At 70.1% G+C, this 22,047-nt stretch carries 20 protein-coding genes and 1 riboswitch; of the genes, 6 read left to right on the plus strand and 14 right to left on the minus strand.

Features of this window, described 5'->3' with window-relative positions; genetic code table 11:
• Positions 1–31: 31 nt before the first annotated feature.
• The 3 genes from EOT10_RS30800 to sigJ form a co-directional block, all read right to left on the minus strand.
• A complete protein-coding gene (locus tag EOT10_RS30800; protein WP_189492269.1) occupies positions 32–706 on the minus strand; it encodes an aspartate/glutamate racemase family protein in 675 nt (224 codons plus the stop codon).
• Positions 703–2,115, minus strand: coding sequence for an MFS transporter (locus EOT10_RS30805; protein WP_189492272.1), 1,413 nt, complete (start codon positions 2,113–2,115; stop codon positions 703–705). The genes EOT10_RS30800 and EOT10_RS30805 overlap by 4 nt, the downstream gene beginning before the upstream one ends.
• A 745-nt stretch (positions 2,116–2,860) precedes the next feature.
• On the minus strand, positions 2,861–3,775 hold the full coding sequence (sigJ, locus tag EOT10_RS30810) for an RNA polymerase sigma factor SigJ (RefSeq protein ID WP_127831649.1): 915 nt from the start codon (positions 3,773–3,775) through the stop codon (positions 2,861–2,863).
• Positions 3,776–3,954: 179 nt separating this feature from the next.
• On the opposite strand from sigJ, the gene EOT10_RS30815 reads away from it, so the two are divergent.
• Positions 3,955–4,347, plus strand: coding sequence for a hypothetical protein (locus EOT10_RS30815; protein ID WP_127831650.1), 393 nt, complete (start codon positions 3,955–3,957; stop codon positions 4,345–4,347).
• Positions 4,348–4,686: 339 nt separating this feature from the next.
• Here the strand turns inward: EOT10_RS30815 and EOT10_RS30820 are convergent, their stop codons facing one another.
• Positions 4,687–6,099, minus strand: a complete 1,413-nt coding sequence (locus EOT10_RS30820; protein ID WP_127831651.1) for an aminopeptidase P family protein — start codon at positions 6,097–6,099, stop codon at positions 4,687–4,689.
• 173 nt (positions 6,100–6,272) lie between these two features.
• On the opposite strand from EOT10_RS30820, the gene EOT10_RS30825 reads away from it, so the two are divergent.
• Entirely contained in the window at positions 6,273–7,256 is a 984-nt protein-coding gene (locus EOT10_RS30825) for a helix-turn-helix domain-containing protein (RefSeq protein WP_189492275.1), read from the plus strand.
• Between the two features lie 2 nt (positions 7,257–7,258).
• Here the strand turns inward: EOT10_RS30825 and EOT10_RS30830 are convergent, their stop codons facing one another.
• The 6 genes from EOT10_RS30830 to EOT10_RS30855 form a co-directional block, all read right to left on the minus strand.
• Positions 7,259–7,927: a response regulator gene (locus tag EOT10_RS30830; RefSeq protein ID WP_127831653.1), complete on the minus strand. Its 669-nt coding sequence runs from the start codon at positions 7,925–7,927 to the stop codon at positions 7,259–7,261.
• Positions 7,924–9,183, minus strand: coding sequence for a sensor histidine kinase (locus tag EOT10_RS30835; protein WP_189492289.1), 1,260 nt, complete (start codon positions 9,181–9,183; stop codon positions 7,924–7,926). The genes EOT10_RS30830 and EOT10_RS30835 overlap by 4 nt, the downstream gene beginning before the upstream one ends.
• Positions 9,184–9,234: 51 nt before the next feature.
• The gene (locus tag EOT10_RS30840; RefSeq protein ID WP_127831655.1) at positions 9,235–10,074 is read right to left on the minus strand and encodes an ABC transporter permease; all 840 of its coding nucleotides are present in this window, start codon (positions 10,072–10,074) and stop codon (positions 9,235–9,237) included.
• Positions 10,071–11,009: an ABC transporter ATP-binding protein gene (locus EOT10_RS30845; protein WP_127831656.1), complete on the minus strand. Its 939-nt coding sequence runs from the start codon at positions 11,007–11,009 to the stop codon at positions 10,071–10,073. The genes EOT10_RS30840 and EOT10_RS30845 overlap by 4 nt, the downstream gene beginning before the upstream one ends.
• Positions 11,010–11,187: 178 nt before the next feature.
• The gene (locus EOT10_RS30850) at positions 11,188–12,057 is read right to left on the minus strand and encodes an SDR family oxidoreductase (RefSeq protein WP_127831753.1); all 870 of its coding nucleotides are present in this window, start codon (positions 12,055–12,057) and stop codon (positions 11,188–11,190) included.
• Between the two features lie 147 nt (positions 12,058–12,204).
• Positions 12,205–12,894 (minus strand): GntR family transcriptional regulator, encoded by a 690-nt coding sequence (locus EOT10_RS30855; RefSeq protein ID WP_223281314.1) that lies wholly within the window; start codon positions 12,892–12,894, stop codon positions 12,205–12,207.
• Between the two features lie 318 nt (positions 12,895–13,212).
• Here EOT10_RS30855 and EOT10_RS30860 point away from each other — a divergent pair, with 318 nt between their 5' ends.
• On the plus strand, positions 13,213–14,706 hold the full coding sequence (locus EOT10_RS30860) for an NCS1 family nucleobase:cation symporter-1 (protein WP_127831658.1): 1,494 nt from the start codon (positions 13,213–13,215) through the stop codon (positions 14,704–14,706).
• Positions 14,707–14,710: 4 nt separating this feature from the next.
• Entirely contained in the window at positions 14,711–15,424 is a 714-nt protein-coding gene (locus tag EOT10_RS30865; protein WP_127831659.1) for an aspartate/glutamate racemase family protein, read from the plus strand.
• A 20-nt stretch (positions 15,425–15,444) separates the two neighbouring features.
• Here the strand turns inward: EOT10_RS30865 and EOT10_RS30870 are convergent, their stop codons facing one another.
• Entirely contained in the window at positions 15,445–16,248 is an 804-nt protein-coding gene (locus EOT10_RS30870) for a DUF4389 domain-containing protein (RefSeq protein ID WP_127831660.1), read from the minus strand.
• Positions 16,249–16,441: 193 nt separating this feature from the next.
• On the minus strand, positions 16,442–17,047 hold the full coding sequence (locus tag EOT10_RS30875; protein WP_127831661.1) for a TetR/AcrR family transcriptional regulator: 606 nt from the start codon (positions 17,045–17,047) through the stop codon (positions 16,442–16,444).
• A gap of 95 nt (positions 17,048–17,142) precedes the next feature.
• Between EOT10_RS30875 and EOT10_RS30880 the strand changes: the two genes are divergently transcribed.
• Together EOT10_RS30880 and EOT10_RS30885 are read left to right on the plus strand one after the other, a co-directional pair.
• Entirely contained in the window at positions 17,143–18,393 is a 1,251-nt protein-coding gene (locus tag EOT10_RS30880; RefSeq protein ID WP_127831662.1) for an NADH:flavin oxidoreductase/NADH oxidase family protein, read from the plus strand.
• 155 nt (positions 18,394–18,548) lie between these two features.
• On the plus strand, positions 18,549–19,289 hold the full coding sequence (locus tag EOT10_RS30885) for a VOC family protein (RefSeq protein ID WP_127831663.1): 741 nt from the start codon (positions 18,549–18,551) through the stop codon (positions 19,287–19,289).
• 29 nt (positions 19,290–19,318) lie between these two features.
• Here the strand turns inward: EOT10_RS30885 and EOT10_RS30890 are convergent, their stop codons facing one another.
• Both EOT10_RS30890 and EOT10_RS30895 read right to left on the minus strand, forming a co-directional pair.
• Positions 19,319–19,978 (minus strand): MSMEG_1061 family FMN-dependent PPOX-type flavoprotein, encoded by a 660-nt coding sequence (locus EOT10_RS30890; protein ID WP_127831664.1) that lies wholly within the window; start codon positions 19,976–19,978, stop codon positions 19,319–19,321.
• Between the two features lie 107 nt (positions 19,979–20,085).
• Positions 20,086–20,751, minus strand: coding sequence for a nitroreductase (locus EOT10_RS30895; RefSeq protein ID WP_127831665.1), 666 nt, complete (start codon positions 20,749–20,751; stop codon positions 20,086–20,088).
• 1,127 nt (positions 20,752–21,878) lie between these two features.
• Positions 21,879–22,047, plus strand: a riboswitch (cyclic di-AMP (ydaO/yuaA leader).

Genomic DNA, 22,047 nt, shown 5'->3' on the forward strand with positions numbered 1-22,047 from the left:
GTTTGCGGTGGCTTGTTTTGCGCCCGTTTGTTTACTCTGCGGTCAGGGCCCGCCGCACCTCCCGGCACGCCGCCGGGATCGGTTCGACGACCGGCACCGGAAAACGGCCCTGCAGCGCCTCGGCCGCCTCGCCCAGCGGTCCGCCGCCGATGATCACCGCCTCGGCGCCGTCGTCGACGATGCACGCCTCGACGGCTTCGGCCAGGCGCTCGCGCATCAGCTCAGGGGTGGCCGCCAACTCCTGCGGATCACCGGAGGTCAGACGTATGCCGGTGTACTGGGCGCGGTGGCCGAGTTGGTCGACTCGTGCCTCGATGGCGTCGGCGAGGCCGGGCGTCGTCGTGGCGATCCCGAACCGGCGCCCGCCCGCGGCCGCCTCCGCCATGGCCGCCTCGGCGATCCCCACGACGGGCACCCCGGCCTCCGCACGCAGCTGCTCAACTCCCGGATCACCGAAGGCACTCACCACCAGGGCGGCGACCCGCTTCCCGTCCGGACCCGCGAGGGTGCGCCGTGCCGCGGCCACCACCTGCGGCCCGGCGGCCCGCAGCAAGTTCTCCCTGACCAGCATCGAGGGCCCGTCGGCCACGGTGATCCCGAGGACCTCGAACCCGTCCTCCGGTCGCAGCGTGTGCCGGGCGATCCCTGCCATCATCGTGGTGGCGGCCTGCGAGGTGTTGGGGTTGATCAGCGCGACGACGGTCACTTGCCGGCCTCCGGTCCGTCCTCCTCCATGGGCCGCCCGAAGGTCTCCGGCGGGATCTGCACGGACACGGCCAGGCCCACGAAGAGCACACCGATGAGGGTGAACATGCCCGCCATGCCGTACGAGTCGAAGGCCGCGCCGGCGAGCATCGGCGTCAGGCCGCCCGCGAGGGAGCCGAGGGCCAGGATGATCGATGTGCCGAACGCCCTTACCCGGGTGGGGAATTGCTCGGGAGCGAAGATCCAGATCGTGGTGTTCAACGTGATGATGCAACAGTTGACGGCCGCGCCGAGGGTGAGGATCAGCGCAACATCGGTGGCCAGGAAGCCGAACGCGAACGCCGCCGCACAGCCCAGTGCGGCGGCCACGGTGAGGACCACCTTGCGCGCTACGTAGCGCGCCGCGGTGGAGGCGACGAGCGCCCCGACCAGCGAACCGGACTGCATGACCAGGGTGAAGACCAGCGACTTGGTGATGCTGTGGCCCTGGGCCACCAGGATCGTGGGCATCAGGGACAGGATCGAGATCTGCGCGCCGTACGACATGCACACGGCCACGCCGAGGGAAAGGGTGCGCCGCCGCAGCCCTCCGGCGAAGACGTCTCGCAGTCTGTTCCGTTCCGGGACGACGCGCTCGCCGCTGTCGACCGCGGTGATGTAGTGCTTCGGCTCCCCCAGTTCGCCTCGGAGCCGGCCGGACGCGAGCCGGTTGAGGACGAGGTTGGCCTCGTCGACCTTGCCCCTCGACAGCAGGTAGCGCGGCGTCTCGGGCACGAACCGGCGGTAGAAGAGCACCAGGAGTGCGGGCACGGCGAGCAGCCCGAACAGCCAGCGCCAGCGGTCAGGTCCCGAGAACATGGTGAAGACCAGGACGCCGAATCCGGGGGCGAGCATGTTGCCGAGCCCGCCGGCCGTGACGTTGATGATTCCGACGGCGGTGCCGCGGTGCCGTGCCGCGAAGAACTCGGACATCATCGTCACGGCGATGGCGATCTCGCCGCCGAGACCGAAGCCGACGATGAACCGGCCGATCGCCACCACCGCGTAGACGGGTGCGAAGGCGCAGATCAGTGCCCCGAGCGAGAACAGCAGCAGGTTCACCGTGAGCATGGCCCGGCGGCCCATCTTGTCGCCGATGATGCCGGTGGTGAGCCGGCCGAGGGCCGCGGCGGTGAAGGTGATGGTGTTCAGGAACCCGAGCTCGGCGGCCGAGGTCCCCCACGATTCCCGCAGTACGGGTCCCACCAGGCCGACCGCGTTCTGCTCCAGCGCGTCGAAGAACACACCGAGCAGCACCATCGCGCCGATCTGCCGGTGCGCGCCCGTCACCCCGATCCGGTCGAGCGTGGCTTCCAACTGACGGTGCCGCGGGCTCGCGTCCGCGTTCGTTCCCACCGGTGGTGCTTCCATGCGCGTCCCTCCGATCAGAGCAGAGATTCCGAATAATGGGATCCCATTTTCGGCTCGCGGAAGTTTCATCCGCCGCCGACAGCGGCGTCAAGGGGTCGGCGGATGCGGGTTTTTGGGCGCGGCGGAGGCCTACGGGGCGGCCGGCCCTCGGTGTATTGGCCACGCGTATGGCATACCAACTGGAAAATGCGCGGGCGGGGCGCATGGATCTACGCGCGTCTGTCTCACGGTTCGTCAGTTCGCGTACGAGGCGCGCGGGGCGAGGCCGGCATCGAGCGATGCGACGGGTCCAACTCGAAGGCGCCCGCCGGAACTTGCCGCACTACACGGCCGCGAAGCCTGCGTCAGTGCGTCACTGGCCCTGCGTGCCGGCTCGCGTTCGCAGCCGGTTGGGGACCGTTGCCGGCTTGTCCACGGCTCCGCCGCCCAGCCTCTTCAGCCGCATGGCGACCGCGGCCTCCGCCTGGTCGACCGGGCGGAGGTCGATGGCCTGATGGGTGGGTCGTACTGCTGCGCGAAGCGGCTGTCGATGCCGACCGCGAGCATCAGGTCCCGCGGGATGCGCAAAGCAATCGACACCTCCTGGGCCGCCCCGGCAGTGCGCGACCGCTTCCTGGCGGAGCTCGACGCGTACGCGGACGGGGTCGTCACGCCGTAACCGGTTCGCGGTACCGCCCGGCATCCCGACGTATGCCGGGCGTTCTCCGTCCCCGCGACTCACTCAAGGGGGCCTGAACGGGACCTTCTACTTGACGCCGTCGCTCCACAGGCGCAGCTTCTCCGGGTTGCGTACCGCCCAGATGTGAGTGACGCGGCCGTCCGGGGCGACGTGGAAGGCGGCCACCGTCGCCGTGGTGCCCGTTCCGGTCCGGGCCACCAGGCCGGCGCGTCCGTTGACCGTTCGCTCCAGGAGGTCCATGACCGGAGCCCGGTCACCGATGCCCGTCAGATAGCGGACGATGTCACCCGCGCCGTTGACCGGACGCAGGGCCGCGCCGACCAGGCCGCCGCCGTCGGCGATGAGCGTGGCGTCCGGGGTGAGCAGGCCGACCAGCGCGGCGATGTCCTTGGATTCCCACGCCCGCTTGAAGTCACCGACGACGCCCGCCTGTTGGGCTGTCGGGGCGCTCAGGGGGCGAGCGGTGCGGGCCCTGCGTCTGGCCGACGAGGCCAGTTGGCGGCAGGCCTCGGGGGTGCGGCCGAGGACCGTGGCCACCTCGGCATGGGGGTAACGGAAGACATCGTGCAGGACGAAGGCGACACGTTCGGCGGGCGTCATCGTCTCCAGCACGACGAGCAGGGCCATGTCGACCGATTCGTCCAGGGTGACCTGTTCGGCCGGATCGGTCCCGCCGCCCCACTCCGCCGCGTCCGGTACGGGTTCCGGGATCCATGCGCCGACGTAGCGCTCGCGCCGCGCCCGCGCCGAACCGAGCACGTCGAGGCAGACACGGGCGGCCACCCGTGCGAGCCAGGCGCCCGGTGACATGACGGCCCGCTGTTCCTGCGGTGACAACGCGTACCAGCGGGCGTAGGTCTCCTGTACCGCGTCCTCCGCCTCGGCCAGCGAGCCGAGGAACCGGTAGGCGAGATTGATGAGTTGACGTCGTTCACCCGCCACCTCGCACGAACGCGTTGCGGAACGATCGGACACGACCATGAACTCCCCCGTGCGTACAGCGACACCGCCATGATCCTTGAGATGCAGCTCACACACCAGAGTTGCTCTGCCACCTCACGTTCCCTGTGGCTGCTTCGTCGGACTCAGCAAGCAGAGAGCACAGAACGCTGAACACAGAACACAGAACACCTACGAGCAGTCAACAGGGATGAGGCGGTATGTCCACACAGACGGCAGGACAGCAGCGCGGCACCAGGTTCTCCACGTTCGTCCGCGCCACGATCGCCCTGCAGACGACGGCGATTCTTCTGCAGTCGGTCAGTGCCGGGATGCTGTTGTCCACCCGGCACGGCGACCTCCTGCACAGTGCCGGCGCGCGCGTCATGTACGGCATGACGATGCTGTATCTGCTCGCCGCGGTCCTCGCCTGGCGCCCGGGCGGCGCCTCGCTCCGCCCTGTCCTGTACGCGACCGGGTTCCTGCTTCTCGCCTCGCTCCAGGTCGTCCTGGGCATCGCGCACGTACTGAGTGTCCATGTGCCCCTGGGCATACTGATGTTCGGCCTGAGCCTGCTCGACCTGAACCGGGCCGTCAGGTCCGCCACACCGTGACGACCGCGGCCACCACCGTCACGATGGCCGCGAACGACACCATGACGGTCCGTATGCCTGCCAGCAGGCGATCCGTCCGGGACCGCCGTCGGGAGGGGTCGTTCCTCCCGGACGGCGGAAGCGGAACATCGTCCGGCAGCAGGAGCTGCCGGCACATCGGGCAGTCGCTCTCGGAACAGGTCAGCCAGTAGGCGCCCCGCATGTCGCGTCGGCCGCGGTGAAATCCCGGGTGCATGCCTGCCTAACGGCGATGCCCTGGGGAGAGGTTGCGGTTCGTGCCTACCGCACGCCCGTTCCGCATATGCACGAACGACTCACCCGCGGATCGACCGTCCTGCGTCAGCCCGCGAACCGGGCCATCCACGCCTCGACGTCGTCCGCGGACCGCGGCAGACCGGCGGACAGATTCTCGTGGCCGTCGTCGGTGACGACCAGGTCGTCCTCGATCCGGACGCCGATGCCGCGCCATTCCTCCGGCACCGTCAGGTCGTCCGGCTGGAAGTACAGGCCCGGCTCGACCGTGAGCACCATTCCCGGCTCCAGCACGGCGTCGACGTACTCCTCCTGCCGCGCGTGGGCGCAGTCGTGCACGTCGAGGCCGAGCATGTGGCCGGTGCCCGCCATGGTGAAGCGGCGCTGCAGGGCGAGCTCGTACGCCCGTTCCGCCGGGCCTTCGATGACGCCCCACTCGACCAGCTTCGCCGCCAGGTACCGCTGGGACGCCTCGTGGAAGTCGCGGTACCTGGCGCCCGGCTTCACCGCGGCGAAGCCCGCCTCCTGGGCCTCGTACACCGCGTCGTAGACCTTGCGCTGTACCGGCGTGAAGGTCCCGTTGATGGGGAGGGTGCGGGTGACGTCGGCGGTGTAGAGGGTGTGCGTCTCCACTCCGGCGTCGAGCAGGAGCAGCTCCCCCGGGCGTACCGGGCCGTCGTTGTCCTGCCAGTGCATGACCGTGGCGTGCTCGCCCGCGGCGCAGATCGAGCCGTAGCCGACGGCGTTGCCCTCCAGGCGCGCCCGGCGGAAGAACGTGCCCTCGATCCACCGCTCGGACGACGCGACGGCCCGGGAGAGTTCACCGACGACGTCGGTGAAGCCGCGCACCGTGGAGTCCACGGCCTTGCGCATCTCGCCGAGTTCCCACGCGTCCTTGATCACCCGGAGGTCGCTGAGCGCCTCTTCGAGCTCGGCGTCGCGCTCCGGGTCGGTGGTGACGGCGGCCTCCAGGGCCGGGTCGACACCTCGGACGATCCTGGTCGGTACGCCGGTGGCGGCGGCCAGGTCGGCGGCGGCCGTGCGGACGTCGCGGCAGGGCAGACCGAGTACGAGCTCGGACTCGGCGAGGGAGCGTCGCCGGCCCATCCACAGTTCGGCGGTGTAGCCGGACCAGAACTCGTCGCTGTCCCGGCTGTCGCGCGGCAGCTGGTAACAGTAGGCGTCGTGGCCGCCGTCGGTCCGGGGTTCGAGGACGATCGCGCCGTCGCGGGCCTGGTCACCGGACATGTGCACGTAGCCCGTGTACGGCCGGAAGGGGTAAGTGTCGTCGTTCGAGCGGACCTTGAGGTTTCCCGAGGGGATCACGAGGCGCTCGCCGGGGAAGCGCGCGGAGAGTGCCGCTCGGCGGTCCGCCGCGTACGGGGCCTGCTCGGAGGCCTTCAGGTCGTGCCGCTCGGTGTCCGCCCACCCCGTCCGCATCAGCGCGGACAGCTCCTCGGAGATCCCTGAGTAGAGGCCGTTCTTTCGAGCCTTCGCCACGTGGGGCACCTTCTTTCCGGGTGGGTTCCGCGCTGCCACCGTCCTCGGCGGCCCCCGCACGCTACCTCGCCCCGCGCGCCCCGAGGGCCGATAAGTGCCAGTGGCACAGATCAGCCATCCACCCGTGCGGACCTGCGCCGCGGGCCGGTCCGACGCCGTCGATAATGCGGCGTATGGCGAACGAGAAACTCGGCGAGGCCCTTCGGCAGCTGGGGGTGGACGACACCGCGGGCCGGGTCTACCTGGCGCTTCTGGAGCTGGCGCCCGCTCCCCTGAGTGCGATCGCGGCCGCGTGCGGTCTGGACGGCGCGGAGCTCACCGAGGCGTACGCCGAACTGGTCGACGCCGGTCTGACCAGCCCGCCCGGGGCGAACGGTGACGAGGTGGCACCGGTTCCGCCGGCGGCGGGCCTGGAGATCCTCGCCCGGCGCCGGACGGCCGAGGTGGAGGAGTCACGCCTCACCGTCGGCGGCGCCTTCGAGTCGTTCCGCAGGCAGCGGCTCGCCGCCTACAACGACAACCTCGTCGAGGTCGTCACCGGGGACGCCATCGGCCCCAGGATGCGTCAGGCGTGGGCCAGCGCCCGCGAGCAGATCCGTCAGTTGGAGTCACCCCCGTACTTCCCCCTGCCCAGGGCCATGGACGACGCGATGGCCACGCTCGCCCGGGGTGTGACGCAGCGCGTCGTGTACTCGCGGGAGTCGCTGGAGCATCCGGGCCGCCTCAAGGACGCCATCGAACCGGCCGTCAGGGCCGGCGAACAGGCGCGGGTGCTCGCTTCGGTGCCGGTCAAACTCCTGATCATCGACGAGGCCTACGCGCTCGTGTCGTTGTCGATCAAGGAGGCCGACGTGCACAACACCATGCTGGTCGTGCAGCCGTGCGGGCTGCTGTCCGCGCTCGTGGCGCTGTTCGAACAGTCCTGGCGGAGCGCCCTGCCGTTCCATGGCTCCACCGCCCTGCCGGGCGGTCTGGCGCCCGCCGACCGTCGGCTGCTGTGGCTCCTCGCCGGCGGCGCGGGCGACGACGTCATCGCCCGCGAGCTGGGCATCAGCCGGCGCACACTGTTCCGTCGGCTGCAGATCCTGATGACCCGCCTCGGCGCCGCGAACCGTTTCCAGATGGCGCTGCAGGCTCAGCGCTGCGGCTGGTTGTGAGCTCAGTTCGCCTGGGGGCGGGCGAGGCCGTGGTCGTAGGCGAAGATCACTGCCTGGACGCGGTCGCGGGCGCCGATCTTGGCGAGGACGCGGCCGACGTGGGTCTTGACCGTGGACTCGGACAGGACGAACCGGGTGGCGATCTCGCCGTTGGTCCAGCCCTTGCCGACGGCGACCAGGATCTCGCGTTCGCGGTCGGTGAGGGAGCCGAGTCTCGGATCCTGTCCGGTGTCTCCGCCGGGGGCCGGGACGTAGTGGGTGAACTCGTCCAGCAGGCGGCGGGTCAGAGCGGGCGCGATCACGGCATCGCCGGCCGCGACGGCGCGGATGCCGGCGAGCAGTTCCTCGGTGCGCGCGTCCTTGAGGAGGAAGCCGCTGGCACCGGCCCGGAGCGCGGCGTGGACGTACTCGTCGAGGTCGAAGGTGGTGAGGACGAGGATGCGTGAGCGGTCACCCGCGGCGACGATGCGGCGCGTGGCCTCGATGCCGTCCATGCCGGGCATGCGGACGTCCATCAGGACGACGTCCGGGCGCAGTTCGGCCGCCATCCGCACCGCTTCGGCGCCGTGGGCGGCCTCCCCGAGGACCTGGGTCTCGGGGACGGAGTCCAGCAGCATGTGGAAGCCGTAGCGCTGGAGCGGCTGGTCGTCGACGATGAGCACGGTGGTCACCAGGCACCGCCCTGGGGGGTGAGGTCGAGGATCGCCTCGACGCTCCAGCCTCCGCCGCCCGCCGGGCCGGCACTGACGCTGCCGCCGTAGAGGGCGGCTCGTTCCCGCATGCCCACCAGGCCGTGTCCTTCCGCGTGCGGTTTGTGCTGGGTGGTCGGGCCGGTGTCCCGGACCCGGATGGTCAGCCGGGTGTCCCCCTCGACGAGGAGCGCGAGGTGCACCCGGGTGCCGGTGTCGGCGTGCTTCAGGGTGTTGGTGAGGGCTTCCTGGACGATGCGGTACGCCGTCAACTGCACTCCGTTGTCGAGGGTGTCCACGTCGCCGGAGGTCCGGTAGACGACTTCGAGTCCGGCGGCGCGCACGTTGGCGCACAGTGCGCCGATGTCGGCGATGCCGGGCTGCGGGCTGAGTTCGGGCCCGCCCGGTGCGGGGCTCTCGGCCGTCTCGCGCAGGACACCCAGCACACGCCGGAGCTCGCCGAGGGCCTGGCGGCCGGTGTCGCCGATGAGCTGGAGCGCTTCCTTGCCGCGCTCGGGTGCGATGTCGGTGGCGTAGGCGCCCGCGTCGGCGAGCGTGATGATGACGGCGAGGTTGTGGCCGACGATGTCGTGCATCTCGCGGGCGACCCGGGTGCGTTCGGTGGCCGTGGCCAGCCTGCTGCGCTGGTCGCGTTCGACCTCCAGCCTGGCGGCCCGGTCCCGCAGTCCGGCGAGCTGGGCGCGGCGGATCCGTACCATCAGGCCGAGCGCGAGGGCCGCGGTCGTCGTGCTCAGGAGGAAGAACAGGGCGTCCCAGACGGACACGGCCGTGGACGCGCGTACGGCCACCAGAACCATGGCGCCCGCCGTGGCGGCGCAGGCCCACGGCAGTTGTCGTAGCCGCCCGTGCAGGGCCAGGCTGTACAGGGCGATGAAGAGGGCTATGTCCGCGCGCAGTGCCGCGCCCAGGACCCACTGGAGGACGAACACCGCGGCGACGGCGGCGAAGGCGGCCATGGGCCTGCGCCGCCGCCACAGCAGGGGAAGCACCAGGCCGGCCTGGAGTGCCAGCATGCCGCCGAACGGGAGACGGGTGAACGCCAGACGGAAACGGCGCGGGCCGTCTGCGTCGCCGGCGCCGAAGTGGAGCAGGTCGGGCAGGCAGAACGTCAGGAAGACCAGGACCACGACCGTGGTGTCCAGCACCCACGGATGTGTCCGGTCGGCCTGGCGCAGCCGCTGGCCGCCCCGGGACAGTCGGGCGACCAGCGGTCCCATCCCGCTGATGTCTTCGGTGGTCACGGACGTCACCCTGTCATGGTGCGGGTGTCAGGCGTCGGTGCGCGCGAGCCGGTACGCCGCGCCGCCGAGGGCCAGCGCCGTCCAGCCGAGGAAGACCAGCAGCCCTGCGCCCGGTGACAGCGCCGTGGCGTCGTGGGTCAGCGCGAACATCGACTCCCCCGCGTTGGACGGCAGGTAGGGGCTGATGTGGTCCTGCCAGGAACTGGGCAGCAGGGAGATCAGTCCCGGGATCAGCATCAGGACGGCGACAAGGACCGAGATCCCGCCGGCGACCGATCGCAGCAGCGCGCCGAGTGCGCAGCCGATCACTCCGACCAGGCCGAGGTAGAGACCGGCGCCCAGCAGACTCCGTACGACTCCCGCGTGCGAGAGGCCCATGGCCGCGGGCGTGCCCGAGACGATGCCGCTCCCGAAGACGAAGGCGACGAACGCGCCCACCGTCCCCACCGCCAGCGCGACCAGGCCGAACACGGCCGCCTTGGACCACAGCACGGGCAGTCGCCGGGGCACCGCGGCGAGCGTCGAGCGGATCATGCCGGTCGAGTACTCCCCCGCCGTGACCAGCACCCCAAGCACGCCGAGGGCCAGCTGGGCGAAGTTCGTGCCGAAGAGGGACAGGCTCACGGCGGTGGACGCGGCGAAGTCCCGGTCCATGCGGCCGGTGTGGATCCCCGACTTGTAGCGGCTCGCGGCGATCAGGCCGAACGCCACCAGGAACAGCAGGCCGAGGCCCAGGGTGATCCAGGTCGAGCGCAGGGACCACAGCTTGGCCCATTCGGAGGAGAGGACGCGTCGTCCGGTGACCCGGTAGGCGGGGCGGGCGGGGGTGGTCCGGGGTTCTTCGGCGGTTGCGGTGAGGGTGCTCATGCGGGCCTCCCGAGGGTCTCGATCCCGGACGTGGTGCCGTGGTACTCCACGGCGTCCTTGGTCAGGTCCATGAACGCCTCCTCCAGGGAGACGGTCCTGGCGCTCAGCTCGAACAGCGCGATCCCGTGCTCGGCCGCCTTAAGGCCGATCTCGCGGGCGGTCAGTCCGGTCACCTGCAGCTCCTCGGAGCCGATCCGGCCGGTGACGTCGACGCCCGGCCCGGCCAGCACGTCCCGCAGCCGCGCCGGGTCCTGCGACGCGACCTTCACCATGTCGCCGCCCGCCTCGCGGATCAGGTCCGCCACGGTGGTGTCGGCCAGCAGCCGCCCGCGCCCCACGATGATCAGGTGGTCCGCCACCAGTGCCATCTCGCTCATCAGGTGCGAGGACACGAACACCGTCCGGCCCTCGTCCGCGAGCGTCTTCAGCAGGTTGCGGATCCAGAGCACGCCCTCCGGGTCGAGGCCGTTGACGGGCTCGTCCAGCATCACCGTCTGCGGATCGCCCAACAGCGCCGCCGCGATGCCGAGGCGCTGCCCCATCCCGAGGGAGAAGGCGCCGGCCCGCTGCTTCGCCACGCTCGCGAGCCCGGCGAGGTCGATGACCTCGTCCACGCGGCGGCGCGGAATGCCATGGGTCAGCGCGAGGGCCCTGAGGTGGTTGTACGCCGAGCGGCCCGGGTGGACCGACTTCGCCTCCAGCAGGGTGCCGACCTCCTGGAGCGGTGCCTGGTGGCGGGCGTAGTGGTGGCCGTTGACGGTGACGGAGCCGTCCGACGGGGCGTCGAGGCCGACGATCATGCGCATCGTCGTCGACTTGCCCGCGCCGTTCGGTCCCAGGAATCCGGTCACCGTGCCCGGCCTGACGACGAAGTCGAGCCCGTCGACGGCCGTCTTCTCCCCGTACCTCTTGGTCAGCTTCCGTGCGTCGATCATGCGCGTACTTTCTGTCGGCCTCCGGCGCCCGTCACCTGCGACGCCGCACCCACAACGCTAGGGGCCGACTCCCCGGATCCCGTGGTACCGAGGGGCTGAAGCGCATGCCGCGCGTAGTACCGGGGTACTACGGGGCTCGCAGTTTTCGGGGAGGGTCGGGGAGGTTCGGGGAGGTGGCTCAGGACTGGGGAGCGAGGCCCGTCTGGACCCGGAGTACCTGTTCCAGTGAGGTGGCGGGGTGGCCGGTCAGGTCCTGGACGGCGGTGGACACGGCGGCGAGCGAGCCGTCGGCGATCGCGGTGTACGTGGAGACCCACGCGTCGAGCTCCCAGTCCGGAGCGCCGTAGCCCGAACGGGAGGCGTACGCCTCCTCGACCGTCTCCGGCACGTACGTCACCGGGCGCCCGGTGACGGAGGTGATCGTGGCCGCCACCTCGGTGAGGGTGAGCGCTTCAGGGCCGGTCAGCTCGTAGGCCGTGCCGGTGTGCGGACCCGGATCACGGAGCACCGCGACCGCGGCGTCGGCGATGTCGTCCTGGGCGACGACGGCGGCCCGTCCGTCACCGGCCGGACCGCGGATGACGCCGTCCTCGCCGACGAGTCCGGGCATGAAGTCGGCATAGAGGTTGTCCCGCAGGAACGTGAACGGCAGGCCGCTGGCGCGGATGTGCTCCTCCGTGTGCCAGTGGTCGCGGGCGAGCGTGAAGGTGGCGTCGGGCGCGGCACCGTAGAAGGAGATGTACACCAGGTGTGCCACGCCCACCTGTGCCGCGGCGTCGATGAAGGTGCGGTGCTGGTGGACGCGGTCGAGGGACTCCGAGGCCGAGACCATCAGGACACGGTCGGTACCGCGCAGCGCCCGCACGAGGGCGTCGTGGTCCCCGAAGGCGCCCTGTGCCGCGGTGGCTCCGGGCAGCTCCGGTGCGCGGGCCGGGGTGCGTACCAGCAGGGTCTGCGGGATGCCGGCGGCGGCCAGGCGGCGGGCGACGCGCCCGCCCAGGCGACCGGTGGCACCGGTGACGGCATAGGTGACATCGGCGGGAGCGATCGCGGTTCTCCTTGTTCGGGGCCCGGTTTCCCGGTTCCGGGTTTCCCGGTTCCGGGTTTCCCGGTTCCGGGTTTCCCGGTTACGGGTTTCCCGGTTACGGGTTTCCCGATTTCGGCTGTCCGGTTCGGTGGCCGTCGTCAATCCGTATCAGGCGGGTGAGGGACCCGCCACAGGGGCGGCACCCGGGCCACTCTCGTCGGACACCTCCCCCTCGCCGGACACCTCGCCGAAGAGATGCCGCAGCGTCGACGCGCGGTTCGTGCGCACGTGCGCGAGCGCGCTCGCGCGGGCCTTCTCCGGGTCGCGGGACGCGATCGCCTCGTACAACTCGCGGTGTTCGGTGAGCAGTTGGGGCCATTCCTCGTTGCGCCGGGTCAGCCAGCGCAGCCGGCCGTCCACCGGTTCCATCACGGAGATCAGCAGGCCGTTGCCGGCCGTGGCCAGGATCCGGTCGTGGATGCGGGTGTTCGCCTCGGTGATCGCCGCCGCGTCCCCGGCACGGGTCGCGACGGCCGCCCGGTCCAGGAGCTCTTCGAGCCCGTCGAGGTCGGCCCGCGTGGCGCGCTGGGCGGCGAGCCCGGTGGCGTAGACCTCCAACGCCTCGCGCAGCTCGAAGAGTTCGGTCACGTCGGTGCGGGTGAGCGTGCGGACGACCGCTCTGCGCGGGGTCTCGAAGGTGACGAAGCCGTCGGTGAGCAGCGCTCGGATCGCCTCGCGGACCGGGACCCTGGACACGCCGAGCCTGTCAGCGAGTTCACGTTCGACGAGCCGGTCGCCGGGCCGAAGCCGGCCGTCGATGATCTCCTGCCGGAGCTCGGCGAGCACGCGCTCGCGCACAGCGCCGAGTGACGACGGAGGCAGAGGTGACGAGGGCGAGGGGGCCGACAGGGGTGACGAGAGGGTCGACGGGGGTAACGAGGGGGCCGCCGGGGGCAGCGGAGGGGGCGACGGCTCAGCGCGGGTCATGCCCCCATCCTCACCGACTCCCGTGCCGTTTTACCGAGTTGTAACCGCACGGACATTGGCGATTGCCGTCGGGAGCGGGACGATGACGCCACTTTGGTATACCAAAGAAACCTTTCGCTCCTGGTTGCCCCGATTTGACCGTCGGTCGGGGCTCGCTCCACCACTTCCCCCTCGCTCACGGAGGTCCCCGTGTCCGTCACCGACCCCGCGCAAAGCCTCGCTCCCGGCTTCGTCCCCGATCCACGTCTGGTCAACGACGACCTCGCCCCCGCCGACAAGCGCAACTGGAAGGTCTTCGACCTCTTCGCGATGTGGATGTCGGACGTCCACAACCTCGGCAACTACACCTTCGCGGCGGGCCTGCTCGTCCTCGGCCTCAACGCCTGGCAGATCTTCACGTCACTGCTGGCCGGCTTCGTGATCATCTACATCGGCATGAACCGGATGGGCCGCATAGGCCAGCGCCACGGCGTCCCGTTCCCCGTCGTCAGCCGGATCAGCTTCGGCGTCTGGGGCGCCAACATCCCCGCCCTCATCAGGGCCGTCATCGCCATCATGTGGTACGGGATCCAGACCTACCTGGCATCCGTCGCCGTCAACGTGATGCTGCTCGCGGCCATACCCGGCCTCAAGTCCTGGACGGAACACAGATTCCTGGGGCTCGACGCGCTGGGCTGGGTCTCCTTCCTCACCCTGTGGGTGCTCCAGGCGCTGATCATCAACCAGGGCATGGAGTCGGTCCGCAAGTTCCAGGACTTCTGCGGCCCGGCGATCTGGCTCGTGATGATCGCGCTCGCGATCTGGGTCCTCGCCAAGGCCCACTGGTCCATCTCGCTCACCTCCACCCCGCACCCGGTCTCCACCGGTGAACAGGTGCGACAGTGGTTCGGCGCGATCGGCCTGATCCTGGCGACGTACGGCACGCTGATGCTCAACTTCTGCGACTTCTCGCGCTTCGCGCCCAGCTACCGCACCGTGCGGCGCGGCAACTTCTGGGGTCTGCCGATCAACTCGACGGCCTTCGTCATCGTCTCGGTGATCGTCACGGCCGGGTCGATCCAGGTCTTCGGCAAGGCCATCACCGACCCGGCCCTCCTCGTCGCCGAGGTCGGGAACACCTGGGTCCTCGTCCTGGGCGCCCTCACCTTCGCCATCGCCACGATGGGCGTCAACATCGTCGCCAACTTCGTCTCCCCCGCCTACGACCTGGCGAACGTCTGGCCGCAGAAGATCAGCTTCCGGGTCGGCGGCCTGATCAGCACGGTGGCCGCCCTGCTGGTCACGCCGTGGAATCTCTACTCGAACCCGACCGTCGTCAACTACTTCCTCGGCGGCCTCGGCGCCTTCCTCGGCCCGCTGTTCGGCGTGATCATGGTCGACTACTACTGGGTCAAGCGAGGCCGCGTCGACGTCTCGCAGCTGTTCACCGCGGACGCCGACTCGCCGTACTACTACCGGAAGGGTGTCAACCCCAAGGCGCTGGGGGCGTTCCTGCCGACGGCGGCCTTCGCGGCGGTGCTCGCGCTCGTGCCGTTCTTCAGCAATGTGGCCCCGTACTCGTGGTTCGTCGGCACCGCCACGGCGGCCGTCCTCTACGCCGTACTGTGCCGGGCGGAGCGGACCGGTTCCGAAGCCGCCGAGGAGACGGGTCCGGCGGCTGATCCCGTGGCCCTGGAGGACTGAGCAGGTGCGCATTCTCGTCACCAACTGCAATACGACACAGTCGATGACGGACGAGATCGTGCGGGGCGCGCGGGACGCCGCGAGCCCCGGCACGACCGTCGAAGGACTCACCCCCTCATGGGGCCCCGACTCGGTGGAGGGCTGGCTCGACTCGTACCTCTCGGCCGCCGCCGTCCTCGACGCCCTGCGCACCTACGAGGGACCCGCTTACGACGCCGTCGTCATGGCCGGGTTCGGGGAGCACGGGCGGGAAGGCGCACGGGAGTTGGTCGACGTCCCCGTCGTCGACATCACCGAGGCCGCCGCGCATCTCGCGTGTCTGCTCGGAAGGCGGTACGCGGTGGTGACCACCCTCGACCGGTCCCGCGGCCAGATCGAGGACAGCCTGCACACGGCCGGGGTGGGCGCGCACTGTGTCGCCGTGGTCGGTACGGGGCTCGGCGTCCTCGAACTCGGCGACGCGGCCCGCACGACGGACGCGTTCCTGACCGCGGCCCGTACGGCACGGGACGCCGGCGCGGAGGTCCTGGTGCTCGGCTGCGCCGGGATGACCGGACTCGAGCGCGCGGTCCGTGACGCGGTGGGGGTGCCGGTGGTCGACGGAGTGGGTGCGGGGGTCCGTCTCGCGGAGTCGCTGGTGGCGCTCGGGCTCGGCACGAGTCGCGTCGGCGGGTACGCACGACCGCGGGACAAGAGGCGGTCATGGGGGCGGCGTTGACCACGTTCAGCGGTTCGCCGTCACGGGGTGGTCCATGAAGTCACGGTGTGGGCCATGAAATCGTCCTCGTCGTGGTCGGAGCCGTGGTCGACGCTGGCGTTGACGACGTGGCCGGCCAGACCGAGCACCAGGAACAGCACGACGAGAACCTTGGCCGTGGTGTCGAGCAGCAGCGGCCGGGTGCCGGACCGGACCTCGTCCGCGGGGACCGGCTCGTCGCCGAACACGCGCTTGGGGTAGGCGGGCGTGAGCATGTAGGTGTACGCGCGCAGGCGCATCGAGAACCGGGCGACGGCGGCCGTCGCGGCGTACAGCGGAGCGGGCAGGCGTCCCAGGACGAGGGTGATCAGCCAGAACACCCAGCTGATCGCGTACCAGCCGCTCTCCAGCAGGCCGGCGACGATCGCCGCGGGGATCAGCAGGATCAGCCGGAAGAACACGGCAAGACGGTTGAGCGGGGTGGGGCGGACCTCGATCTGCACGGGGTACTGCGGTGCGGAGAAGGAGAAGGGTGGATAGCGGTCGACGAGAAGTGCCGCGCTCGCGTTGACCCGGGTCCCGTACGCGAGGACGGAGCTGAGGAACCCGAAGATCCCGTCGGGCAGACGGCCGGTGAACAGGGCGGCGAACCAGCCCACGATCATGACGAAGAACGCCGCGATGTTCAGCAGCCACCACACCACGAACTGGGGAATCAGCAACAACCAGCGCAGCAGCACGGTCCAGCGTCTCTGCCGTGCGGGCGGGGGGATGTCCAGGACCGGCAGCCATTCGGCGCCGTCACCGGGGCTGGTCATGGGGCGGGGGTCCCAGCCTGTCGCCATAGAAAGAACTCCTGACCGTTCCTGACCGTTCCTGACCGTTCTGGTTCGGCTGACACCGCCATGCTCAGCGCTCCCGGCCTCGCCCGCACGGCCGGATAGTCCAGTGGAGGTCGGATAGCCCGGTGGAGGCCGGATAGCCCGGTGGAGGAGGCCGTCGGCGCCCTGCCGGTACCGGGGTGCCCTGGCCTCGCGGCTACTCCGGTGGCGTGCCCGGCGCCCGCGCCGCCGGGGCGACGGTGAACAGGGCGTGCACGGCGGCGCGGACCTGGCGGGCGACCACCTCGGGGGTGGAGGTGTCGAGCTTGCCGTCGAGGTGCAGGAAGGCGAGGCCGTGGACCAGGGCCCACACCGTGGTCGCCAGGGCCTCCGGATCCGCGCCCGGGAAGGCGTTGCGGACGATGCCCCGGACGTAGTCCGTGATCACGACGGTCGCGGCGACCCGCTCCTCGCTGGTCGGGTCGCAGGGCTCGGCGAACATCGCCCGGAACAGTGCGGGGTGCTCAAGGGCGAACCGCACGTAGACGACGGCGACCGCCGCCAGGTCGTCGGGGGTCGAGGGTGCGGGATGGGCGGCGGCCAGCTGCTCGGCGAGTTCGCGGTAGCCCTCCGCGGCGACCGCGGAGACGAGCGCGTCACGGTCCGCGTAGTGGCGGTAGGGAGCCGTCGCGGACACCCCGGCCCGCCGCGCCACCGCGCGCAGCGAAAGGCCGGCACTGCCGTCCTCTTCGAGCAGCTCCCGCGCGGCACGCAGGCAGGCGGCGCGCAGATCGCCGTGGTGGTACGCGGACGCTTGCGACACAGGTCACACTCCCTCATGTTTACGCCGCTTACATCAACCCCTAATGTGAACGGTGCATACATCGTAGGTGACTGACATGAAAGAGGGGAACTCGGATGTCCAGCGAGCTGTTCTCGCCACTGCCCTTGCGCTCCGGGGCAACGCTCACCAACCGGATCGCGAAGGCGGCCATGGAGGAGAACCTGGCCCGTGACGGCCAGCTTCCCGGCCGCGAGCTGCTCACGCTGTACCGGCGCTGGGCCTCCGGCGGCGCCGGACTGCTCATCACCGGCAACGTCATGGTGCACGCCGAGGCGCTGACCGGCCCGGCGGGTGTGGTCCTCGACGACGCCGCCCCGCTGGAGCCGTTCACCGCGTGGGCCGAGGCCGGCAAGAGCGGCGGCGGGGCCCTGTGGATGCAGATCAACCACCCCGGCCGCCAGGTGGAATCCGACATGCCCGGCGTCGTGTGGGGTCCCTCCGACGTGGGCGTCGACCTGGGAAGGCTCAGCAGCCGTTTCGGCCGCCCCACCGCCATGACCCCCGCGCAGATCGAGGCCACGGTGGCCCGCTTCGCGGTCACGGCCCGCCGGGCCGAGGAGGCCGGGTTCGACGGTGTGGAGATCCACGCCGCGCACGGCTACCTGCTGTCGCAGTTCCTCTCCCCTCTCGTGAACAAGCGCACCGACGCGTGGGGCGGATCGCTCGGGAACCGGGCCCGGATACTGCTGGACGTCGTCCGCGCCGTCCGCGCCACCGTCTCCCCGTCCTTCGCGGTCGCCGTGAAGCTCAACTCCGCCGACTTCCAGCGCGGCGGCTTCGACGCCGACGACGCACGCCAGGTCATCGAGATGCTCGAACCCCTCGGTGTCGACCTGGTCGAACTGTCCGGCGGCAGCTACGAGAGCCCGGCGATGACTGGCCGCGCCGCCGACGCGAGCACCCAGGCCCGCGAGGCCTACTTCCTCGACCTGGCCAGGGATCTGGTCAGGACCAGCCCTCTCCCCCTCATGCTCACCGGCGGCATCACGCGCCGCGAGACGGCCGAGGAGGTCCTCGACAGCGGCGTCGCGGTCATCGGGATCGGCACCGCACTGGCCGTCACCCCTGACCTCCCCGACCGCTGGCGCGGCGGCCGCGAGGCCGAACGGCAGCTGCGGCCGGTGACCTGGTCCAACAAGGCTCTCGCCTCGGCGGCCGGCATGGCCCTGGTCCGCAGCCAGATGCGCCGCCTCGCGCGCGGGAGCGACCCGAGGCCCGGCACCCACCCGGTGCGCGCCGTGGTCACCGAGCAACTCCAACAGCGACGCGCACTGCGCCGCTACCGCGCCTGGCTCACGGCGTCACAGAGCGCGTCAGCGCTGTAGTGGCGGCGCAGTAGCGGGAGCGCTGTAACGGCAAGAGATCAGGTGCGGTTGCGGTTCAGCGCCAGGCCGAGGCGGGTGAGGGTCATGGTCCGGTCCGTCACTCACCGCACCATCACCACCCCACGTGTGCAGCATCCCTGCATAGGATCACCGGCATGGCACTGCGACCTGTTCAGGTGAACATCAAGGCGATCGACGGGCCGGCGGTCGGCCGATTCTGGGCGGAGGCGCTCGGGTGGGATGTCGTCCAGCCCGGTGTGACCACCTACGTCGGACCCGACGGCGCCCTCGTCTGGCCCGACCCGGTCGAGGTCTGCATCGACATCGTTCCTGTCCCGGAGCCCAAGACACCGACGAAGAACCGCGTGCACCTCGATCTCGCGACCACCTCCCTGGCCCATCAGGCGGAGCTGGTCGCCCGACTGAAGGCTCTCGGTGCGACGCCCGCCGACGTCGGCCAGCGGGACGTACCGTGGACGGTCCTCGCCGACCCCGAGGGCAACGAATTCTGCGTACTGGAGCCGAGAGACACCTACCGGGACACCGGACCGATCGCCGCGATCGTCGTCGACTGTACGGATCCACGGGGCATGGCCCGGTTCTGGGACGAGGCGCTGGACTGGACCCTGCACGAGGTGACGGACGACCAGGCGGTACTGCGCTCCGCCAAGGGCACCGGGCCCTATCTCGAGTTCCTCCGCACGACCGACCCGAAGACCGCGCCGGACCGCGTCCACCTTGACCTGCTGCCCTACCCCGGCGACGACAAAGCAGCAGAGGTGGCCCGGCTACGGGCCCTCGGCGCCACCGACCTCGACCTCGGTCAGGGCGACGTCCCCTGGACCTGCCTGACCGACCCGGACGGCCACGAGTTCTGCGTCCTCGCCCCGTCCTGACCGGGCCGGGCCGGCCCGGGCCGGGCCGGTTACTCGTACCGGTACTTCAGCGAGTCCGCCTCCGCCTGCTCGACGTCGGCGATCGTCAGCTCAGGCATCCGCAGCTGGGCCAGCGTCACCTCGGCCGAGGCCGGCTGGGCGTCCGCCGGCAGCCACTGCTCGGGCTTCCAGGCCCCGCTGCGCAGGAGCGACTTGGGACAGTGCGGGTAGACCTCCTCGATCCCCAGCACCAGCGCACTGGCCGGCGGCTTGCCCACGGCGGTCAGTTGCGACAGCAGTTCCGGGCGGGTGGAGACGCAGGCCCGGCCGTTCACTCTGAGCGTCGTGGTGCGCCCCGGGATGACGAACAGCAGCCCGGCCCGCCCGGTGGCGATCACGTTCTGCAGCGTGTCCAGACGCTTGTTGCCGGTCGCGTCCGGTATCGCCACCGTCCGCGAGTCCAGGACGGCGACGAACCCGGCGGGGCCGCCGCGCGGGGAGACGTCACAGTTGCCCTCGGCGTCCGCGCTGGCGACCAGGACCAGCGATGAGCAGCCGATCAACCGCCGTGTCTGGTCGGTGAGTTCGGTCATCTGCTTGCGCACGGCCGCGTCGCCGGGGAGTCCGTAGGCCTGGCGCAGGGTCTCCTGGTCGGGCACGGCGTCGAGGCGGAGTGAGTCGAAGGTGCTGAGGGCGAGGGGTGTTGTCATTGCTCCGGACCTTAAGAGAGTCGACTTGCGATTGATCTTGGTCGGCGAGTACGAGGACAAAGAGGCGGTCGCGCATGCTGGTTCTGTGGCTCCTGACCGCCTGATGGTCACACTCCGATGAAACTCACCGTTTCCGTCATGTCCGCCCGCGCGGTGCGCAGCCGTGGCGCGCCTTCCTTCTCGAATCCCACCGAGACACCACAGAGCAGCACGAGCCCGTCATCGGCTCCGACCAGCTGACTGACGGTCTTGCGATACATCGTCCACATCACCTGGGGGCAACTGTGCAACCCTTCAGCCCTCAGCAACAGCATGACCGTCTGCAAATACATCCCCGCGTCCGCCCATTGACCAGGTCCCATCGTCCGGTCGAGGTAGCAGAACAGCACGACCGGCGCCCCGAACGCCTCAGAGTTCAAGGCGGCTATCTTCATGGGCCTTTCGGGGTCGTCGCGCACGATGCCCAACGCTTCGTACCGCTGGGCGGCCGCGGCGGCGAAGCGGTCCGTGTACGGCGAGGTCAGTTCGGCCGGGTACATCGGATACTCCCGCTCGTCGCCCGGGTCGCCCGCCAACGCCCTGGCCGTCGCGCGCCTCTTCAGTTCGGCCAGGGGCCCGCCGGCCACGACGTAGGTGTGCCACGGCTGGAGGTTCCCACTTGACGGAGCCCGCGTCGCCGCGGTCAGCACTCGTGCGAGAACCTCTTGGGGTACCGGCTCGTCGCTGAACGCCCGCACGGCCCGGCGGCCGTCCACGGCTTCGTACACATCCACGTGGCTCTCGTCCTCTCACCCGACGTAGCTCGACCTGCCGGTCGGTAATGATCTCACCAGTGCTTGATCGCTGCGGTTCAACTCCCCCTCTACGGTGCGGGCGGTGCGTCAGGGGAGCCGGGAGCCCGCAGCGCCGACGCCACCCGCCCGCGTCAGGGTGCAGACTCCATCCCGGCAAGCGCGTTCCAGTCGCCCGCGGGAAATGGTCTGCGCCAGGCCGAAACCGAGGGCACCGCGCAGAAGGTGCCGCGGCCACGGCGACGATCGCGATCATCATGCTCGGTTCCCCTCGCTGTCCACCAGCCCGAGCGGCCGGTCTCCATGCACAAGAGGCACCGGACGCGGAAAAGGATTCAGCGAGCGGCCACCGGCGTGCGGGCCCGCCATGACAGCCCCATCGGGCTGGGCCTACGGCGGGCAAGTCACCGGGCTGGTTTTGCAGTTCGGCGCCACCGGGTGGACGCATCGACCGATGACGCCTCGACAAAAGGCATATCCATCCGCCGAAATCAATGAAACGCCATTATCTGACGGCACGTCGGCGCCCAGGAATTTCGGCGACCAATTGAAGAACCTTTTGAAGATCCGTTTGAAGATCCGTACCGACGGACGATCACAGGCCGACCGGGGAGTGCCGTGTGCGGGGGTGGGGCGCCATCGGGCTCAGCGCAGCCGACCACTCAGCCGAAGCACACAGACCCCATGATCGGGTGCAATCTCAGTTGATAAAGCGCACCTTTGAATACGAAAAGCGACATGCGCACTATGTCCCTTTTTTACTAAAACTTACTCCTTTATACAATTCGCGGCATACGTAAAGCTCTGCCTGCATTTGCAAGGCACTCGTACGAAATATTGCACTCCGATATGCCATCCCGCGGCATTCCAACCCGTACCCCATTCAGTGAAACGGGTCACACCATCAGCCGCCGGCTCCCAGATGCCCGCCGATCCCATTTCCGTTCTGCGCAAAGAAGATTGGGCTTTTCGATCAAAGGGGGCGGGGAAGATCAGGTCACCAGGGGCGGGCCTCACGCATTCCCTAATCGAATTCGGCCCTTGTTCCGTCCGTGCTTTCTCGCCTAACGTCACCATCAATCCGGATGGAACGCCGAGTCCTGCCGCTGTCCGGAAACACTCCCATCCACTCAGATACCCACGGCAGGAGCGGGGGACCCAGGTAAGCCGCCGATCCGGATTCCGGATCGGCTCGGGGTGAAGTCGCACGCCCAGTGCGACCGGACATCTCCCGTCCGAACCCGACAGCTCACCTCGTAGGCGACGGAGAGGACTTCT

This window comes from Streptomyces antnestii (genome assembly GCF_004005495.1).
Lineage (GTDB): Bacteria > Actinomycetota > Actinomycetes > Streptomycetales > Streptomycetaceae > Streptomyces > Streptomyces antnestii.